The 16,210-nt window shown below is 64.2% G+C and carries 16 protein-coding genes; 5 read left to right on the forward strand and 11 right to left on the reverse strand.

The annotated features are described in order from the left end of the window. Nucleotides 1–40: 40 nt before the first annotated feature. Nucleotides 41–1,213: a thiolase family protein gene (locus AVO45_RS04805; RefSeq protein WP_068344801.1), complete on the reverse strand. Its 1,173-nt coding sequence runs from the start codon at nucleotides 1,211–1,213 to the stop codon at nucleotides 41–43. A gap of 102 nt (nucleotides 1,214–1,315) precedes the next feature. Here AVO45_RS04805 and AVO45_RS04810 point away from each other — a divergent pair, with 102 nt between their 5' ends. The 3 genes from AVO45_RS04810 to AVO45_RS04820 all read left to right on the forward strand — a co-directional run bounded on the left by AVO45_RS04810 (nucleotide 1,316) and on the right by AVO45_RS04820 (nucleotide 3,910). Next, nucleotides 1,316–1,654, forward strand: a complete 339-nt coding sequence (locus AVO45_RS04810; RefSeq protein ID WP_068344802.1) for an STAS domain-containing protein — start codon at nucleotides 1,316–1,318, stop codon at nucleotides 1,652–1,654. Between the two features lie 89 nt (nucleotides 1,655–1,743). Beyond that, complete coding sequence (locus AVO45_RS04815; RefSeq protein WP_240482072.1) at nucleotides 1,744–2,160, forward strand: ATP-binding protein; 417 nt, start codon at nucleotides 1,744–1,746, stop codon at nucleotides 2,158–2,160. Between the two features lie 172 nt (nucleotides 2,161–2,332). Continuing rightward, on the forward strand, nucleotides 2,333–3,910 hold the full coding sequence (locus tag AVO45_RS04820) for a gamma-glutamyltransferase family protein (RefSeq protein ID WP_068344804.1): 1,578 nt from the start codon (nucleotides 2,333–2,335) through the stop codon (nucleotides 3,908–3,910). Between the two features lie 37 nt (nucleotides 3,911–3,947). Here AVO45_RS04820 and hspQ read toward each other — a convergent pair whose 3' ends face one another. Continuing rightward, on the reverse strand, nucleotides 3,948–4,274 hold the full coding sequence (hspQ, locus tag AVO45_RS04825; RefSeq protein ID WP_068344805.1) for a heat shock protein HspQ: 327 nt from the start codon (nucleotides 4,272–4,274) through the stop codon (nucleotides 3,948–3,950). 268 nt (nucleotides 4,275–4,542) lie between these two features. Between hspQ and AVO45_RS04830 the strand changes: the two genes are divergently transcribed. After that, nucleotides 4,543–5,121: a transglycosylase SLT domain-containing protein gene (locus AVO45_RS04830; RefSeq protein ID WP_068344806.1), complete on the forward strand. Its 579-nt coding sequence runs from the start codon at nucleotides 4,543–4,545 to the stop codon at nucleotides 5,119–5,121. A gap of 17 nt (nucleotides 5,122–5,138) precedes the next feature. Here AVO45_RS04830 and AVO45_RS04835 read toward each other — a convergent pair whose 3' ends face one another. From AVO45_RS04835 to AVO45_RS04850, 4 genes are all read right to left on the reverse strand, one after another. Then, complete coding sequence (locus AVO45_RS04835) at nucleotides 5,139–5,735, reverse strand: LolA family protein (RefSeq protein ID WP_068344807.1); 597 nt, start codon at nucleotides 5,733–5,735, stop codon at nucleotides 5,139–5,141. A 40-nt stretch (nucleotides 5,736–5,775) separates the two neighbouring features. After that, the gene (locus AVO45_RS04840; protein WP_068344808.1) at nucleotides 5,776–8,616 is read right to left on the reverse strand and encodes a DNA translocase FtsK; all 2,841 of its coding nucleotides are present in this window, start codon (nucleotides 8,614–8,616) and stop codon (nucleotides 5,776–5,778) included. Nucleotides 8,617–8,630: 14 nt separating this feature from the next. Further along, nucleotides 8,631–9,812, reverse strand: coding sequence for an aminotransferase class I/II-fold pyridoxal phosphate-dependent enzyme (locus AVO45_RS04845; protein ID WP_068344809.1), 1,182 nt, complete (start codon nucleotides 9,810–9,812; stop codon nucleotides 8,631–8,633). Nucleotides 9,813–9,920: 108 nt separating this feature from the next. Next, nucleotides 9,921–11,249: an amidase gene (locus AVO45_RS04850; RefSeq protein WP_068344810.1), complete on the reverse strand. Its 1,329-nt coding sequence runs from the start codon at nucleotides 11,247–11,249 to the stop codon at nucleotides 9,921–9,923. A gap of 50 nt (nucleotides 11,250–11,299) precedes the next feature. Between AVO45_RS04850 and AVO45_RS04855 the strand changes: the two genes are divergently transcribed. Then, entirely contained in the window at nucleotides 11,300–12,562 is a 1,263-nt protein-coding gene (locus AVO45_RS04855; RefSeq protein ID WP_240482073.1) for an FAD-dependent monooxygenase, read from the forward strand. On the opposite strand, the gene AVO45_RS04860 is transcribed toward AVO45_RS04855, so the two are convergent. From AVO45_RS04860 to AVO45_RS04880, 5 genes are all read right to left on the reverse strand, one after another. Then, complete coding sequence (locus AVO45_RS04860; protein ID WP_068344811.1) at nucleotides 12,559–12,744, reverse strand: Trm112 family protein; 186 nt, start codon at nucleotides 12,742–12,744, stop codon at nucleotides 12,559–12,561. The two genes, AVO45_RS04855 and AVO45_RS04860, sit on opposite strands and share 4 nt — an antisense overlap. Then, nucleotides 12,741–13,382, reverse strand: coding sequence for an LON peptidase substrate-binding domain-containing protein (locus AVO45_RS04865; protein WP_068344812.1), 642 nt, complete (start codon nucleotides 13,380–13,382; stop codon nucleotides 12,741–12,743). Before AVO45_RS04865 ends, AVO45_RS04860 begins: the two co-directional genes overlap by 4 nt. Nucleotides 13,383–13,409: 27 nt before the next feature. Next, entirely contained in the window at nucleotides 13,410–14,327 is a 918-nt protein-coding gene (trxA, locus tag AVO45_RS04870; RefSeq protein ID WP_068344813.1) for a thioredoxin, read from the reverse strand. 86 nt (nucleotides 14,328–14,413) lie between these two features. After that, nucleotides 14,414–15,202, reverse strand: a complete 789-nt coding sequence (locus AVO45_RS04875) for an exodeoxyribonuclease III (protein WP_068344814.1) — start codon at nucleotides 15,200–15,202, stop codon at nucleotides 14,414–14,416. A gap of 231 nt (nucleotides 15,203–15,433) precedes the next feature. Beyond that, the gene (locus AVO45_RS04880; RefSeq protein WP_068344848.1) at nucleotides 15,434–16,120 is read right to left on the reverse strand and encodes a response regulator transcription factor; all 687 of its coding nucleotides are present in this window, start codon (nucleotides 16,118–16,120) and stop codon (nucleotides 15,434–15,436) included. Nucleotides 16,121–16,210 lie beyond the last annotated feature (90 nt).

Below are 16,210 nucleotides of genomic sequence, written 5' to 3' on the forward strand. Positions count from 1 at the left end.
GCTCAATTCACCCCCGGAGTATTTTCCAAAAGGTGAAGGGTCACACCCGTTCGATTGCGATGGCGGTTCCTTCGCCGCCGCCGATGCAGATTGCCGCGACCCCGCGCTTCAGCCCGCGCTTTTCAAGTGCGTTGAGAAGGGTCACCATGATGCGGGCGCCGGAGGCCCCGATCGGGTGGCCCAGCGCGCAGGCTCCGCCGTTCACGTTCACCTTGTCGCGCGGCAGTCCCATTTCGCGCATGAACGCCATCGGCACGACCGCAAAGGCTTCGTTGATCTCCCAGAGGTCCACGTCGTCCTTGCTCCAGCCGATCCGTTCGAGCAGTTTCCGCGCGGCCGGAACCGGCGCGGTGGTGAACAGGCCCGGCGCCTGGGCATGGCTGGCGTGGCCGACGATGCGGGCACGCACGTTGAGGCCCTGCGCCTCGGCGGCATCGGCCGAGGCGAGCACCAGCGCCGCAGCCCCGTCGGAGATCGACGAGGAGTTGGCCGCCGTCACCGTGCCGTCCTTGCGGAAGGCGGGCTTCAGCGTCGGGATCTTTTCGGGACGCGCCGATTTGGGCTGTTCGTCCGCGTCGCAGATGACCTCGCCCTTGCGGGTCTTCACGGCGACGGGTGAGATTTCGCCGTCGAAGGCGCCGGTTTCCTGTGCGGACAGGGCATTGGACAGCGATTGCAGGGCGTATTCGTCCTGTGCTTCGCGAGTGAACTGATAGGTTTCGGCGCAATCCTCGGCGAAGGTACCCATCAGGCGGCCCTTGTCATAGGCATCTTCGAGGCCGTCGAGGAACATGTGATCGATCACCTGGCTGTGGCCGATCCGCGCCCCTCCGCGCATCTTGGGCAGCAGGTAGGGAGCGTTGGTCATGCTTTCCATCCCACCCGCGATCATGGTGTCCGCGTGGCCGAGTGCGATCTGGTCGAAGGCCATCATCGCGGCCTTCATCCCCGAGCCACACATCTTGTTGAGCGTGGTGGCCGGAACCTCTTCGCCCAAGCCGCCGGCAAAACCCGCCTGCCGCGCCGGTGCCTGACCCTGTCCCGCGGGCAGGACACAGCCCACCAGCAGCTCGTCCACGGTCGTGGCCCCAGCCCCTTCGAGCGCGGCCCGAATGGCAGTGCCGCCCAGCTCGGCGGCGCTGACGCCTTCGAACATGCCTTGGAACCCGCCCATCGGTGTGCGGGCAGCGCCGGCAATGACAACCTCTTTCATCTCGAAACTCCTCCTGATCTGCGAGGTTGAATACCGAATGGTAAGTTTTGCCGTCTAGCGTATTTCTACGCAACCGCAGCAATTTTTACGGGATATGAATATATGAGCCTGACCAGCACCATGCACGCGCAAACGCAGGTGATCACGGTCAATGCCGACCGGATCGACGCGGCAATGGCCATTCGGTTCAAGGAGGAGATGCGGGTAGAGACGGAATCCGCGCCGGACCGGGTCATCCTGGATCTGACTTCAGTTCAATTCATCGATTCCAGCGGCCTTGGCGCGATCGTGGCGTCCATGAAACAGCTGGGAGGCAATCGCCGCCTGGAATTGGCCGGGCTGACCCCGGTTGTTGTCAAGGTGTTCCGACTGACGCGCATGGACACTGTATTTACCCTGCACCCCACTCTCGGCGATGCAATTGCCAAGTGTGCAGGGTGACTCGCTGCGGGAGATGACCGGCATTGTGGCGCGACCAGGACAGAGTGGAGCTCTCTTTTCCCGCGGTTGAGGTCGCTGCGAGTGCCGGATTGGCTAACCTGTCCGCACAGCTCGCGGCCCGTGGTTTGCCGCAGGAGCGTGCGGGCGACGTGAAAATTGCCTTGGCCGAGGCCATCAACAATGTGGTGGAGCATGCCTATGCGGGGATGGAGCCCGCTCTGGTTCAAGTGGAATGCCGTTTCGGCCCGAACCGGCTGGACATCCTGATCTCGGACACGGGCCGACCGCTGCCCGGCGCGCGTCCACCCGATGGCGAACCGGCAAGCGTAGATACGCCTCTTCAGGACTTGCCTGAGGGCGGATTCGGATGGTTTCTCATCCGGCAATTGGCCAAAGATGTGCGATATGAACGCCGCGACGGGAGTAACCGGCTGCACCTGCGCTTTGATCTGCGCTGCGCGGACGCCACGGCACTTGGTCATAATAAGGCCCAAATCAGGTCATGACCTCACCTAAAAGCAGGCTGACAATCCTCGGGTAGCTCACTTCAGCTTCCCTCGGCGCTGCGTTTCACAGCCCCCAAAACAGTGAGCAGCGCCGAGGACCTCTTTGCGTCGGCAACTGGACAAAGGCGTTGAAACGTCTAGGCTCTCGCCAATACTTGGAGAGAGCAGCAGAATGCGCAATTTTCATTTGCCCGGCCGGTCCGAAGTGCTGGCGACAGAGGGGATGTGCGCGACATCCCACCCTTTGGCCGCGCAGGCGGCATTGGACATCCTCAAATCCGGCGGCAATGCCATGGACGCGGCAATCTCTGGTGCCGTTCTGTTGGGAATCTGCGAACCGCAGATGACCGGGCTCGGCGGCGACTGCTTCGTGCTGTACAACCGGCCGGGCGAGACGAAAATCCGGGCCCTGAATGGGTCGGGTCGCGCACCGGCTGCGGCCGATGCGCAGGAGTTGAGAGACGCCGGTTTGACCAGTGTCCCCATCGGTAGCCCGCATGCCATTACGGTGCCGGGTGCCGTGGACGCGTTCTGTCACCTGTCGGAAACCGAGGGACGGCTCGAGTTGGGAGCCATCCTGCAGCCGGCAATCCACTACGCGGAGCGCGGTGTGCCGGTTGCCCCGCGGGTGGCCTTCGACTGGATTCCCGGGGCTGAAGCCCTGCAAGGCGCAGCGCGCAACCACTATCTGATCCACGGTCGTGTTCCCTCGGTCGGCCAGATGTTCCGCGCACCTCGGCAGGCCGAGGTCCTGCACAGGATCGCGCGACAAGGGCGCGATGCCTTCTACACCGGCGAGGTGGCCGAGGACATGGTCGCTTCGCTCAACGCGATGGGTGGCTGCCATACGGTCGAGGATTTCGCCGCCACGCGCTGCATGGAAACCGAACCGGTAAGCGGCGAATACAAGGGGTTGGAACTGCTCGAACATCCGCCCAACGGCCAGGGCGCGACCGCGATTCTGATGCTCAACATTCTAAGCCACTTCGACATCGCCGCGATGGATCCGCTGGGATCCGAGCGGGTCCATATCGAGGCCGAAGCGGCCAAGCTGGCCTATGACGCGCGCAACCGGTTCATTGCCGATCCCGACCACACGGCGCGGATGGAGCATTTCCTCGCGCCCGAGACCGCAGCCCGGCTTGCGGCCCTGATCGACCCGAAACGGGCTATGCCCGCGGCCGCGCCGCTGACCGAGGCGGTGCACAAGGATACTGTCTATATCACCGTCGTGGATCGCGACCGGATGGCGGTATCCCTGATCTATTCGATCTACCACAGTTTCGGGTCCGGTATCGCCTCCGAGAAGTTCGGCATCCTTCTCCAGAACCGCGGGGCCGGCTTCACGCTGGAGCCGGGCCATCCGAACGAACTGGCGGGCGGCAAGAGGCCCATGCACACGATCATACCGGGATTCCTGCGTGAGAATGGTCGAATTTCGATGCCGTTCGGCGTAATGGGCGGCGCCTATCAGCCCAACGGCCACGCCCGGTTCCTGACCAACCTTGCGGATGCGGGAATGGGCCTTCAGGCGGCCATCGACGCCCCGCGCGCCTTTGCCGATGGAGGCATGCTGAAGGTAGAGCAAGGGTACTCCGACAAGGTTCGGCAGCAACTGGCCGATCTCGGGCACAGGGTCGAAGTTCCGCCCGCCCCGATCGGCGGCGCACAGGCCATTCGCATTCGGGACAACGGCACACTCGAAGGTGCCAGCGATCCACGCAAGGACGGCTGCGCGCTGGGATATTGATACATTGGGCCCCCGGGACATTCCCGGGCCGTGCCTGTCAGTTCAAATGGACGTGCAGCGGATAAGCGCCGTCCTGGAAAGGACCGAACATTTCGGGAATGTCGGGATGGTCCAACGGTTCTCCCGACGGGTCTTCGATAAGGTTCTGTTCCGAAACATAGGCAACGTAATAGGTTTGGTCATTCTCGGCGAGCAGGTGATAATAAGGCTGCTCTTTCGCCGGCCGGCTGTCTTCCGGGATCGCCAGATACCATTCTTCGGTATTGGAGAATTCCGGATCGACATCGAAAACCACCCCTCGGAAGGGGTGCTTTTTATGGCGGACCACTTGGCCCAAGGAATACTTGGCACACGTTTTTAACATGGTACTAGCCCCCGCCTATCTTGGTACCCCCAAATGGGCCTGAATGTCTATTGATTGATCCAAGATTCAAAGAAACAGTCTGTGAACCTGGCTCGTACAGTGCCTGAACTCGGTATCCCGGAGACAGGATAACAAGCAGGTTTGTTTGAAGAATTCGGCGCCGAGTTTGCGGCACTTGAGGCGTCGATCAAGGCTATGACCCTGTATCAATTGTGATTTCCTCGCCGTCCGAAATGCGTTAAACTGGTCGAAAAAAGGCAAGAGGCACATGAGCAGAACTCTTTGCGCACTGTTGGCAGTGCTGCTGCTGGCGTCCTGTGGCGGGTCAAAGGCTCCGCCCAGCAATCTCAATGATGCCTGCAGCATCGCCAAGCAGCGCCCCGACTACATGAAAGCATTCAAAGCCACGGAACGCCGCTGGGGCGTTCCGGTTCACGTCCAGATGGCGACGATCTATCAGGAGAGCAAGTATCGCCATGACGCCCGCACGCCGCACAAATACGTTCTGGGCGTGATTCCGATGGGCCGGCAGAGCAGCGCCTATGGTTTCAGCCAGGCGCTGGATGGCACCTGGGAGCAATACCAGAAGGAAACCGGCAAGCGTCGGGCCAAGCGGGACCGCATCCGGGATGCCTCGGATTTCGTGGGCTGGTACATGAACAAGAGCTGGGAAAAGAACGGCATTCCCCCCAGCGACACCCGGAATCAGTATCTGGCCTATCACGAGGGTCATGCCGGTTACGCACGCGGCACCTATCGCGGAAAGTCGTGGCTGTTGCGGGTTGCCGACGACGTCGATGCCCGCGCCGAGCGGTATCGCCAGCAACTGGCCTTCTGCGGATATTGAACCCCGGACCGGGCGCCTCAGCGATCCGTCGAGACGCCCGGCTCCCCGTCCACAAACAGGTTCTGGTTGAAGCTGTTGCCCTTGGTCAGCGGCCCGAGGATCACGGTCGTGCGTGATCCGGCGCTGTCATGCACCACCCATTTGCGCAGCTCGACCGGGTCGCCGGTGAACATCAGTTCGATCTTGCCATATTCTGGGTTTTTCGGGTCCTGCGCGGTCACCACCGTAGCGGTGCCGTCGAACCCGTGACCGACGACCATGTTGGCCTGCCCCAGATCCACGTTGCGGGCCAGAACGATCGAGAGCGGAGTCTTGCTGAGCGGATACTGCTCGGGCGGCTGGTTCGATTTGGGATCGTGGATGATCACCGTCCCGCCCTTGGCGACGACGACGGCACGTTCCGGCGGGTCGTATTCAAACCGCATCCGGCCGGGGCGCTGCAGCCACAGCTTGCCGGTGCTCAGAGATCCATCGTCATTCACCTGCGTGAAGGTCGTCTCGACGGTCGTCAGGCTGTTCAGGTATCTTGAAATCTCGGAAAGCGGCAGCTTGTCGGCTGCCCAGGCGGCGGGCGCCGCCAACGATAGCACGAGGGCAAAGGCAATCTGTTTCATGTGAGATCAGATAGGTGCTCTGCCCCCGTTTGGAAATGCCTCACTGCTCGGGCACCAGAATTTCGCGCTTGCCGACATGGTTGGCGGCGGACACCACGCCCTCGTCCTCCATCTGCTCGACCAGACGCGCGGCCTTGTTGTAGCCGATGGCCAGCTTGCGCTGGATGTAGGAGGTCGAGCACTTGCGGTCCTTGATCACGATGGCAACCGCCTGATCGTAGAGCGCGTCCTCTCCGTCGGTATTGCCACCCGTGTTCAGGCCCAGAACCGCGTCGATATTGCTGACCTTTTCCTCGTCCGGCCCCTCGACGACGCCACCGACATAGTCCGGCGGGCCGAACTGTTTGAGGTGGTTGACCACCTCTTCGACCTCTTCGTCCGACACGAACGGCCCGTGGCAACGGGTGATCTTGGCGCCCCCGGCCATATACAGCATGTCGCCTTGGCCCAGCAACTGCTCGGCCCCCATTTCGCCCAGGATGGTGCGGCTGTCGACCTTGGACGTCACCTGGAACGAGATCCGGGTCGGGAAATTGGCCTTGATCGTGCCGGTGATGACGTCCACCGACGGGCGCTGCGTCGCCATGATCAGGTGGATGCCCGAGGCCCGCGCCATCTGCGCCAGACGCTGGATGCAGGCCTCGATCTCTTTGCCCGCCACCATCATCAGGTCGGCCATCTCGTCGACGATGACGACGATATAGGGCATGGCCTTGGGCTCGAATTCCTCGGTCTCGAAAATCGGCTCGCCGGTTTCGTCGTCGAACCCGGTCTGGACCGTGCGGCTGAACATCTCGCCCTTGGCCAGCGCATCCTTCACCCGGCCGTTGTAGCCGGCGATGTTGCGCACGCCCATCTTGGACATCTTGCGATAGCGGTCCTCCATTTCGCCCACGACCCATTTCAGGGCGACAACCGCCTTTTTTGGGTCGGTCACGACCGGCGACAGCAGGTGCGGAATGCCGTCATAGACGCTGAGTTCCAGCATCTTGGGGTCGATCATGATCAGGCGGCATTCATCCGGCGTCAGTTTGTACAAGAGCGACAGGATCATCGTGTTGATCGCCACCGACTTGCCCGAGCCGGTCGTCCCCGCGATCAGCAGGTGAGGCATCTTGGCCAGGTTGGCCACCACGGAATCGCCGCCGATATCCTTGCCCAGCGCCAGCGGCAGCGCGTGGTTGCCGTCACCGAAATCGCGGCTGGCAAGGATTTCGCGCAGCACCACCATCTCGCGGTTCTCGTTGGGCAGTTCGATGCCGATGACCGAACGGCCGGGGACGGTGGAGACCCGCGCCGACAGCGCCGACATCGACCGGGCGATGTCATCGGCCAGACCGATGACCCGGCTGGCCTTCAGGCCCGGCGCCGGTTCCAGTTCATACATGGTGACCACCGGGCCGGGGCGCACGCTGACGATCTCGCCCTTGACGCCATAGTCATCCAGCACGTTTTCCAGCATCCGCGCGTTTTCCTCAAGCGCCTCGTCGCTGAGGTGGTGACGCTGGATGCTGACAGGGTTGGTCAGCAGGCTGAGCGGCGGCAGTTCGAAATCCGAGGCACTGTCCTCGAACGACAATCCGGGCTGCGCCTCGGCCTTGGCCCGGCGCGACGGTTGCGGCGCACGGCGCACCGGCTGGGCGACGACCGGCCTGCGTGGCTCGGCCACCGGGATCTTCATCGCTGCCGGGCGGGGCTGCGACATGGCAAGCGGCTCGTCATCCTCTTCGATCACAGGGTCAGGCTGCATCTGGTCGGCCAGATTGCCCGCACTGGCCGTTACCGGCGGTTCCGGCGGCAGTTCTCCGTGACGTCCGGCGTCCAGAACCAGCGGGTCAGGGCCACGTCCTCGCCCCTTGGTCAGCGGGAGCGTCGGATCGGGTTCGGGCTCCATGACGCCGGCGGCGACCTTGCGGCTGCGCACGGCGGCGGCGATCTTGGAGCGGATCCGGTCGTCGCCGGGCATCTCGTCATAGCCCTGCACCGGCTCGCGTTCGACCAGTTCGGGTTCCGGCATCGGCTCCGGGCGGCGGATCAGGCCGGGCATCCGCGACAGCAGACCCGGTTTCGGCGCAGGTTCCGGGGTTTCAAGCATGGGATCCTCGACCATCGGGTCGACATAGGCAACGTCGTCGTCCAGAACCGCGTCGGCCGCCACGGCACGGGCCGCCTTGCGTTCGGCCCGTTGGGCGCGGCGGGCGCGCGCCGCTTGGGCGGTGGCCGAAGCGCCCCGGCCCAGCAGGGTCATCAGCAGGTCATAGGCCATCACCAGCCCGATCAGGAACGCGCGGAAGCCACGCCTCACGTCCGCCGTGGTGAAGCCGAGAACGAAAATGCCCAGCGCCAGCATCCCGGCCGCCATCATCAGCGACATCAGCTTGACCATGAAATGCGACGAGACCGGCAGCAGCGTCAGCAAGGCCCCCATCACGGTGTCGCCGAACAGCCCGCCCAGCCCGTAGCTGTGCGTCGCGCGCCATTCGGCACCGGGCACCAGCGTCGCGGCATAGACCGACACGACGGCGATCCAGATCGGGGCAAAGATCAGGCGGGCGACGGCGCGTTCTTCGCCCAGATGCAGGGCAAAGCGCACGCCCCAGGCGATAAGCACCAGCGCGATGCCCCAGCTGCCCCAGCCCACGATCATGAACAGCGGCGCCGCGATCGAGGCGCCGATCCGCCCCATCCAGTTCTGCACCGGCGCGTCGGTCGAGACCATCCAGTTGGGATCGTCCGGGGTGTAGGACCCGATCATCGCGGCGGCGGCAAAGCCCAGCACGATCAGCGCGATGCCGATCAGTTCCTTGCTGCGTTTCTCGATCGCCGCCTGCATGTTGCTGTCCAGCAGCGGGTCGCGGTTGCGCGCGTTGTATGATGCCATGCTACCCTCGTACCTCACGTATAGATGCAGTCGCGCAGCGTGATCAGCCCGCGCCGCATCTCTGTTTTTGGGGCCACCATGGCGACCCGAATATATCCCTCGCCCGGGTTCTGACCCGGTTTTCCCTGCGCCAGATAGGCACCCGGCAATACCCGAACCCCGGTTTCGCGCCAGAGTTTCAGCGCCGCCTGCTCGCCGTCATCCACCGGCAGCCACAGGAAGAACCCCGCCTCGGGCGACATGTAGCCCTGCACACCGGCAAAAACCTCGTCGGCGATGCGGTATTTCTCTTGGTAGAGCGCGCGGTTCTCCTGAACATGCGCCTCGTCGGCCCACACCCTTGCAGCGGCGGCCTGCAGCGGCGATGGCAGCGGCGCACCGGAATAGGCCCGCAGCTGCTTGACCCGCCGGATCGATTCCGGCCCGCCCGCGATCAGCCCCGACCGCAGACCCGCCAGGTTCGAACGTTTCGACAGCGAGTTGAACAGCGTGATCCGTTCCGGGTCGGCCCCAAGTTCCTGCGCCACGGTCAGGACTCCTGTCGGTGCCTCGTCGCGGTAGATCTCGGAATAGCATTCGTCGGCGAAAATGCGGAAATCGTATTGCTCGGCCAGCCGGATCAGCTCGACCCAATAGCCGCGCGACGCCACCGCGCCCTGCGGATTGGCGGGGGAACAGACATAGGCCACGGCGGTGCGGTTCAGCACATCCTCGGGCAGCCCGGCATAGTCGGGCAGGTGCCCGGTGGCCGCGGTGGCCGGCACGAAATACGGCTCGGCCCCGACCGAGATCGAGGCGACCATGTAAACCTGGTAGAACGGGTTGGGGCACAGCACGATCGGCTGTCTGCCGTTCTTCTGCTCGGGGCAGAGCGCCATGGCGGCGTTGTAGAGCCCCTCGCGCGTGCCGTTCAGCGCCATCACGTTGGAATCGGGGTCCATCGCGACGCCATAGCGGCGCTCGATCCAGTCGGTGATGGCCTTGCGCAGTTCCGGCGTGCCGTCGTTGTTGGGATAGCCCTGAAACCCGGCCGCGTTTTCCATGATGACGTCCGTCACCCAGGCGGGAAAAGCATGCTTGGGCTCTCCGATCGTCATATGCACGACGTCACCGCCCGGCTCGTGCTGATCGAGCAAGGCGCGCAGACGCGGAAATGCATATGGCGGTAGGTTCGAAAACCGCTCGGGAAAATCCATCACAACTGCCTCAATACCGGGATCGTTGACGCCCCGTTTTGCCCCAAATTACAGGCGGGGCCTTGTTTCGTCCAGACAAAGTGACGGCGAAACAGGGGATTGTGGCATTCAGGTCAGGGCCTTTTCGGCCGCCGCGCCCAGCCGCAGCAGCGCCTCTTCCCCGTTCGGATGGCCCAGCAGCATCAGCCCGCAACCGGGCGTTCCGGCGGGCAGCGTCAGCGCCGCCAGCCCCATCAGGTTGCCGATCCGCGTGTTGCGCAGGGCCAGAAGATTCTCGGTGACATAGTAGTCATGGTCGTTCATCAACCGTTCCCGGCCGGGCGGCAGGATCGGCGCGGTCGGGGCCAGCACGGCGTCAAAACCGGCGGTGGCCGCGTCCCATGCCGCGCGGCAGTTTTCCAGTCTGGCCCATGCGGCGACATAATCGGGGCCCGAGAACATCCTGCCCGCCCGGAACCGTTCGAGGATCTCGGGATACATCGCGCCGGGATTCGCCTCGATCACGTCGCGCCACAGGCCGTAGGCCTCGGCGGTGTAGAGCGCCCCCGACAGCGCCATCGCCTCGGACAGCTCCGGCACCTCCAGCGGCACGATCTCGGCCCCTGCGGCGGCCAGTCGCTGCAGGGCCGCGTCATGGGCCTTGCCCGGCGCCTCCCGCAGATCATCCCGCGCCACGGTCCGCAGGTCGGCAAAGCGCCGCCCCTTCAGCGATGCGCCCCGCAGATCGGCCGGCGTGCCGCCCTCGAGCAGCGCCAGCACCTGCGCCGCGTCCTCGACCGAGCGGGCCAGCGGGCCGACCGTGTCGAATTTCAGGCACAGCGGCACCACGCCTTCGAGGCTCAGACGGCCCGAAGTGGTCTTGAGCCCCACCAGGTCGTTCCAGGCCGAGGGGATGCGCACCGAGCCGCCCGTGTCGGACCCGATGCCGCAAGCCGCCAGCCCCCAGGCCACCGATGCCGCCGCGCCCGAGGACGACCCGCCGGGAACGGCCGCCTCGTCGTGGATGCAGGGGGGCGTCGCGGTGATCGGGTTCAGGCCCAGCCCCGAAAAGGCCAGCTCGCTCATGTGGGTCTTGCCCAGGCAGACCGTGCCCATCGCGGTGGCGTTTCGCACCACCACGGCGTCAGCCTCGGGCACGCGATCCTTGAGCAGGGCCGAGCCAGCCTCGGTTCCGATCCCGGCAGTGTCGAACAGGTCTTTCCAACTGATCGGCACGCCATCGAGCAGCGAGCGCCGCAGACCCAGCCGGGCTCGGTCCCGCGCGGCCAGTGCCTCGGCCCGGGCGCGGTGGTGGGTGACGCGGGCATAGATGCGGTCGCGATGCGGATGGGCGTCGATGGCGGACAGGTAGCACTCGGTCAGTTCAACCGGGTCGATCTGCCCTGCCCCGATCCCCCGGCCCAGATCGCTTGCCGTCATCCTCAGCCAGTCCTGCATCTCTGCCTCCGCTTTTGTCAGTCTTCGCGACGGTAGCGACAGGACGGACCATGGACAATCCCGAACGGTCGCGCATATTGCAGGCCATGGAAAAGGTTTCGGATATCCTGATCGGGGGCGGCGGCCTGAATGGCCCGGCCTTGGCATTGGCACTGGCGCAGACCGGTCACTCGGTGACGGTGATCGACGCACTGGCCGAGAAAGTACGCAAGAACGCGGCCTTTGACGGGCGCGCCTACGCGCTGGCGCTGGCCTCGAAACGGCTGCTGGCGGCCATCGGTATCTGGGAGCGGGTCGCCGAGCACGCGCAGCCGATGCTGGAGATCAAGGTGACCGATGGCCATGCGGGCGAAGGGCCTTCGCCGTTCTTCATGCATTTCGACCATGCCGAGATCGAGGAAGGCCCGATGGGCTACATGGTCGAGGACCGCCACCTGCGCCGGGCGTTTCTGGACGCCATGGCCGAGGAAAAGGCGATCACCCAGATCAGCGGCAAGTCGGTGGTGGCGCAGGAAACCGATGCCACCGGCGCGACCGTGACGCTGGACGACGGAACCCATCTGCGCGGACGCCTGCTGGTCGGCTGCGACGGACGCCGCAGCGGCACCGCGCAGAGGGCCGGGATCAAGCGCACCGGCTGGGACTATGGCCAGACGGCGCTGGTCTGCGCCATCGCGCATGAGAAACCGCATCACGGCATCGCGCACCAGTTCTTCATGCCGCCGGGGCCGCTGGCGATCCTGCCGCTGACCGGCAACCGCAGCTCGATCGTCTGGAGCGAGCGCAGCGAGATGGCCCAGCGCATCAACGCAATGTCGGACGAGGATTACCTTCAGGTGCTGCGCCCGCGCTTTGGCGATTTCCTGGGCGAGATCAAGCTGGAGGGCCAGCGGTTCACCTATCCGCTGAACCTGACCGTCGCCAATTCCTTCATCGCCGAGCGGCTGGCGCTGGTGGGCGATGCCGCGCACGGGATGCACCCGATCGCGGGTCAGGGCCTGAACGCAGGTCTGCGTGACGTGGGCGCCCTGGCCGAGGTGCTGACGCTGGCCGGGCGGCGGGGCGAGGACATCGGCTCGACCCTCGTTCTGGAACGGTATCAGGAGTGGCGGCGGTTCGACACGGCGACGCTTGCGCTGGCGACGGATGCGTTCAACCGGCTGTTTTCCAACGACAACCCCATCCTGCGGCTGGGCCGCGACATCGGCATGGGCGTCGTCAACGCCATTCCCGGCCTGCGCCGTGGCTTCGTGCGCGAGGCCGCCGGGCTGACCGGAGACCTGCCGAAACTTCTGCAGGGGCGCGCGATCTAGTCCAGCTTGCGGGCTTCGTCCACCAGCATGACCGGGATGCCGTTGCGGATCGGAAAGGCAAGGCCAGCCGCCTTCGAGATCAGTTCCTGCCGCTCGGCGTCATACTCAAGCGTGGTGTGCGTCTGCGGGCAGACCAGCGCCTCGAGCATCCGGCGATCAAAGGCGGGTTGGGGTTCGGTCATTGCAGGGTTTCCTCGTTTGAGCCGCCGCGCAGGGCGAATTCGATCAAAGTGACCAGCGTTTCGCGCCGGGTTTTCAGGCAGGGCGCCTCGAGCAGCGCCTGTTTGTCCTCGGGGTCGAAATCCAGCAGCATCGACAGGGAGTTGACGAGCAGTTCGTCATCGGCGTCCTTGAGCGTCTCCCAATCGGTCGAGAGGTGACGCGCGGCGAAGAACCGCTCGAGCAGGCGCAGAAAGCGGGTCCGGTTGAAGGTGTCATCCGCCTCGGGCTTGCCCAGATCACGTTCGAACCCGTCCCAGGACACGGTGCAACGCTGATAGGGCGCAAAACCATCGACGCGCGAACGGATGCGAAAGCGCGAGATGCCGGTCAGGGTGATCAGATAGCGCCCGTCCTCGGTTTCCGAGAACTGCGTGACCCGCCCGGCGCAGCCGATCAGGTGCAGATTGTCACCGTTTCCCTTGCAGGGGTTGGGCTGGACCATGCCGATCAGCCGCTCGGACGTCTTCAGCGCGTCATCCAGCATCTGCAGATAGCGCGGCTCGAAGATGTGCAGCGGCAACCGCGCCCGGGGCAGCAGAAGCGCACCGGGCAACGGGAAGACCGGAACCGTCTCCGGAAGATCGGCTGGGTGCATCATGTACCCGAGTGTAGCTCTGATCCGGATTTAGGCAAATATCATCGAACTGAGCTTGCGCCGGCCGTTCAGAACGATCGGGTCGTTCGGCTTGAGCGCGTCGAAAATGGTGAACAGCTGCGTCTTGGCGGCGCCGTCATTCCATTCGCGGTCGCGGCGGAAGAGCTCGAGCAGCTGCGCTACGGCCTCTTCGGCATTGCCATTGGCATAGAGCGCCTGCGCCAGATCGAACCGGGCCTGATGATTGTCCGGCTCGGCCTCGACCTGCGCGGTCAATTCGGCGACCGGCCCGGCATCGGCGGCCTGCTTGGCCAGTTCCAGCTGGGCATGGGCCGCTTCCAGTTCGGGAGCGCCGGAAATTTCGGCGGGTGCGCCGTTCAGAACCGCCTCGGCCTGGTCCAGATCGCCCAGAGCGATATGCGCGCGCACCAGCCCGCCATAGGCACCGGCATGGTTGGGATCCTCGCCCAGAATGGCGGCGAAGGTCTGTGCCGCGTCCGCAGCGGCGCCCTCGGCCAGCATCTCTTCGGCCGCGGCAACCGCATCATCCAGCTGCTCCCCCGGGCTTTCGCCCCCGGCGGCCTTGATCACGCGATCCACGAAGGCCTTGATCTCTGACCCCGGCAGCGCGCCCTGGAACCCGTCAACCGGCTGCCCCTTGTAGAAGGCATAAACCGTCGGGATCGACTGGATGCGCATCTGCGCCGCGATCATCTGCGACTCGTCCACGTTGATCTTGACCATCTTCACCGCGCCCTTGGCCGCGGTCACGGCCTCTTCCAGCATCGGGCCCAGCGTCTTGCACGGGCCGCACCAGGGCGCCCAGAAGTCCACGATCACCGGAACCTGCTGCGACTCCTCGACCACGTCGGTCATGAAGGTGGCTTCGGTCCCGTCCTTGATGAGATCGGTGGCGGCGGGTGTGCCTGCGCCGTTCAGAATATCCATGGCTTCAACTCTCCGGTTCGAACTTGGCCTCTATATGCAGTCGCTTGCACCGGAAACCAAGAGCCGAGTTCAACGGTACCGCCCACTCAGAGATCGAATGTCGCGAAAACGGGGGCGTGATCGCTGGGCTTCTCCCATCCGCGGGCATCGCGCAGGATGCGGCTGGAATGGCCCGCGTTCGAGATGTCGGGCGTCGCCCAGATGTGATCCAGCCGCCGGCCCTTGTCGGCGGCATCCCAGTCGCGCGCCCGGTAGGACCACCAGCTGTAGAGCTGCCCCTCGGGGATGTCCTGACGGGTAATGTCCACCCAGCGGCCGGCGTCCTGCGTCTCGGCCAGATGCTCGACCTCGATGGGGGTATGCGAGACGACCTTGAGCAACTGCTTGTGCGACCAGACGTCATCCTCGCGCGGGGCGATGTTCAGATCGCCCACCAGAATGGATTTCTCGGGGCGCTCGGCGTGGAACCAGTCGCGCATGTCGGTGAGGTAGTCGAGTTTCTGACCGAATTTCTCGTTCACCTCGCGATCCGGCACGTCGCCGCCCGCCGGGACGTAAAAGTTGTGAATGACGACGCCATTCTCAAGCCGCCCGGCCACGTGGCGAGCATGGCCCAGACCGGCGAAATCCTTGTCGCCCAGATCCTCGATCGGCAGCCGCGACAGGATGGCGACGCCGTTATAGCCCTTCTGGCCCCGCGCGATCATGTGGCCATAGCCCAGCTCTCGGAAACCCTCCATCGGGATCTTGTCCACCGGCGACTTGCACTCCTGCAGACACAGGACATCCGGTGCCGCTTCCTGCAGCAGTTTGATCACGATGGGCTCGCGCAGACGGACCGAGTTGATGTTCCAGGTGGCGAGCGTGAAGGGCATGGGCGGGTCTTCCTTGGTCAAAGTCAGCACAACCTAACGCGAGGGGCGGTGATGTGCCATCGGAAATGGGTGCAACACGCAGGAGACCCTACACAGGTCAAAAAAAGGCCGGGCCAATGGCCCGGCCAGTCCAACAGGGAGGTACATGTCATGACCCGGACATGCGCGGGTTGAGTAAACCTTAAACTTGCAGACAAGGTATCACTTTGACCGAAGTCAATCCATACCGACTTACGTCACAAGCCTATATCCGCCCGACTCTGTGACCAAAAGGCGCGCATTCGAAGGATCGGGCTCGATTTTCTGGCGCAGCCGGTAGATATGCGTTTCCAGTGTGTGGGTCGTCACGCCGGCATTGTAGCCCCAGACCTCGTGCAGCAAAACGTCGCGCGGAACCACGCCATCCGTCGAGCGATACAGGAACTTGAGGATGTTGGTCTCTTTCTCGGTCAGGCGGATCTTCCGGTCATCCTCGGTGATCAGCATCTTCATCGCCGGTTTGAACGTGTAAGGCCCAAGGACAAAGATCGCGTCCTCGGACTGTTCATGCTGGCGCAGCTGTGCCCGGATCCGGGCCAGCAGCACCGGAAACTTGAACGGCTTGGAGACATAGTCGTTGGCCCCGGCATCCAGACCCAGGATGGTGTCGGCATCGCTGTCATGGCCGGTCAGCATCAGGATCGGGCTCTTGACCCCCTGCTTGCGCATGAGCCGGCACAGCTCGCGCCCGTCGGTATCCGGAAGGCCCACGTCGAGAATGATCAGGTCATAGATCGCCTCTTTCACGCGCTCCAATGCGCTTTGGCCGTCCGACGCCTCGAACACGTCGAAATCCTCGGTCAGCACCAACTGTTCGCTGAGCGCCTCGCGCAGATCATCGTCGTCATCCACCAGCAGGATTTTCTTGAGCTGAGCCATGTCCCGGTCCTCCTGATCCTTTTGCATCACTTGAGCGCCAGAAGTGCAATCGGCAATATTTGCTGCAAGGCACTCACGTCCTCGTGTCCA

The sequence above is a fragment of the Ruegeria marisrubri genome (assembly GCF_001507595.1).
In the GTDB taxonomy this organism is placed as follows: Bacteria; Pseudomonadota; Alphaproteobacteria; order Rhodobacterales; family Rhodobacteraceae; genus Ruegeria; species Ruegeria marisrubri.

What these genes read in the sequence shown, in the direction of transcription:
- AVO45_RS04805 (WP_068344801.1), bottom strand. Translation starts at nt 1,213, where the DNA reads ATGAAAGAGGTTGTCATTGCCGGCGCTGCCCGCACACCGATGGGCGGG.
- AVO45_RS04810 (WP_068344802.1), top strand. Translation starts at nt 1,316, where the DNA reads ATGAGCCTGACCAGCACCATGCACGCGCAAACGCAGGTGATCACGGTC.
- AVO45_RS04820 (WP_068344804.1), top strand. Translation starts at nt 2,333, where the DNA reads ATGCGCAATTTTCATTTGCCCGGCCGGTCCGAAGTGCTGGCGACAGAG.
- hspQ (WP_068344805.1), bottom strand. Translation starts at nt 4,274, where the DNA reads ATGTTAAAAACGTGTGCCAAGTATTCCTTGGGCCAAGTGGTCCGCCAT.
- AVO45_RS04830 (WP_068344806.1), top strand. Translation starts at nt 4,543, where the DNA reads ATGAGCAGAACTCTTTGCGCACTGTTGGCAGTGCTGCTGCTGGCGTCC.
- AVO45_RS04835 (WP_068344807.1), bottom strand. Translation starts at nt 5,735, where the DNA reads ATGAAACAGATTGCCTTTGCCCTCGTGCTATCGTTGGCGGCGCCCGCC.
- AVO45_RS04840 (WP_068344808.1), bottom strand. Translation starts at nt 8,616, where the DNA reads ATGGCATCATACAACGCGCGCAACCGCGACCCGCTGCTGGACAGCAAC.
- AVO45_RS04845 (WP_068344809.1), bottom strand. Translation starts at nt 9,812, where the DNA reads ATGGATTTTCCCGAGCGGTTTTCGAACCTACCGCCATATGCATTTCCG.
- AVO45_RS04850 (WP_068344810.1), bottom strand. Translation starts at nt 11,249, where the DNA reads ATGCAGGACTGGCTGAGGATGACGGCAAGCGATCTGGGCCGGGGGATC.
- AVO45_RS04855 (WP_240482073.1), top strand. Translation starts at nt 11,300, where the DNA reads ATGGACAATCCCGAACGGTCGCGCATATTGCAGGCCATGGAAAAGGTT.
- AVO45_RS04860 (WP_068344811.1), bottom strand. Translation starts at nt 12,744, where the DNA reads ATGACCGAACCCCAACCCGCCTTTGATCGCCGGATGCTCGAGGCGCTG.
- AVO45_RS04865 (WP_068344812.1), bottom strand. Translation starts at nt 13,382, where the DNA reads ATGATGCACCCAGCCGATCTTCCGGAGACGGTTCCGGTCTTCCCGTTG.
- trxA (WP_068344813.1), bottom strand. Translation starts at nt 14,327, where the DNA reads ATGGATATTCTGAACGGCGCAGGCACACCCGCCGCCACCGATCTCATC.
- AVO45_RS04875 (WP_068344814.1), bottom strand. Translation starts at nt 15,202, where the DNA reads ATGCCCTTCACGCTCGCCACCTGGAACATCAACTCGGTCCGTCTGCGC.
- AVO45_RS04880 (WP_068344848.1), bottom strand. Translation starts at nt 16,120, where the DNA reads ATGGCTCAGCTCAAGAAAATCCTGCTGGTGGATGACGACGATGATCTG.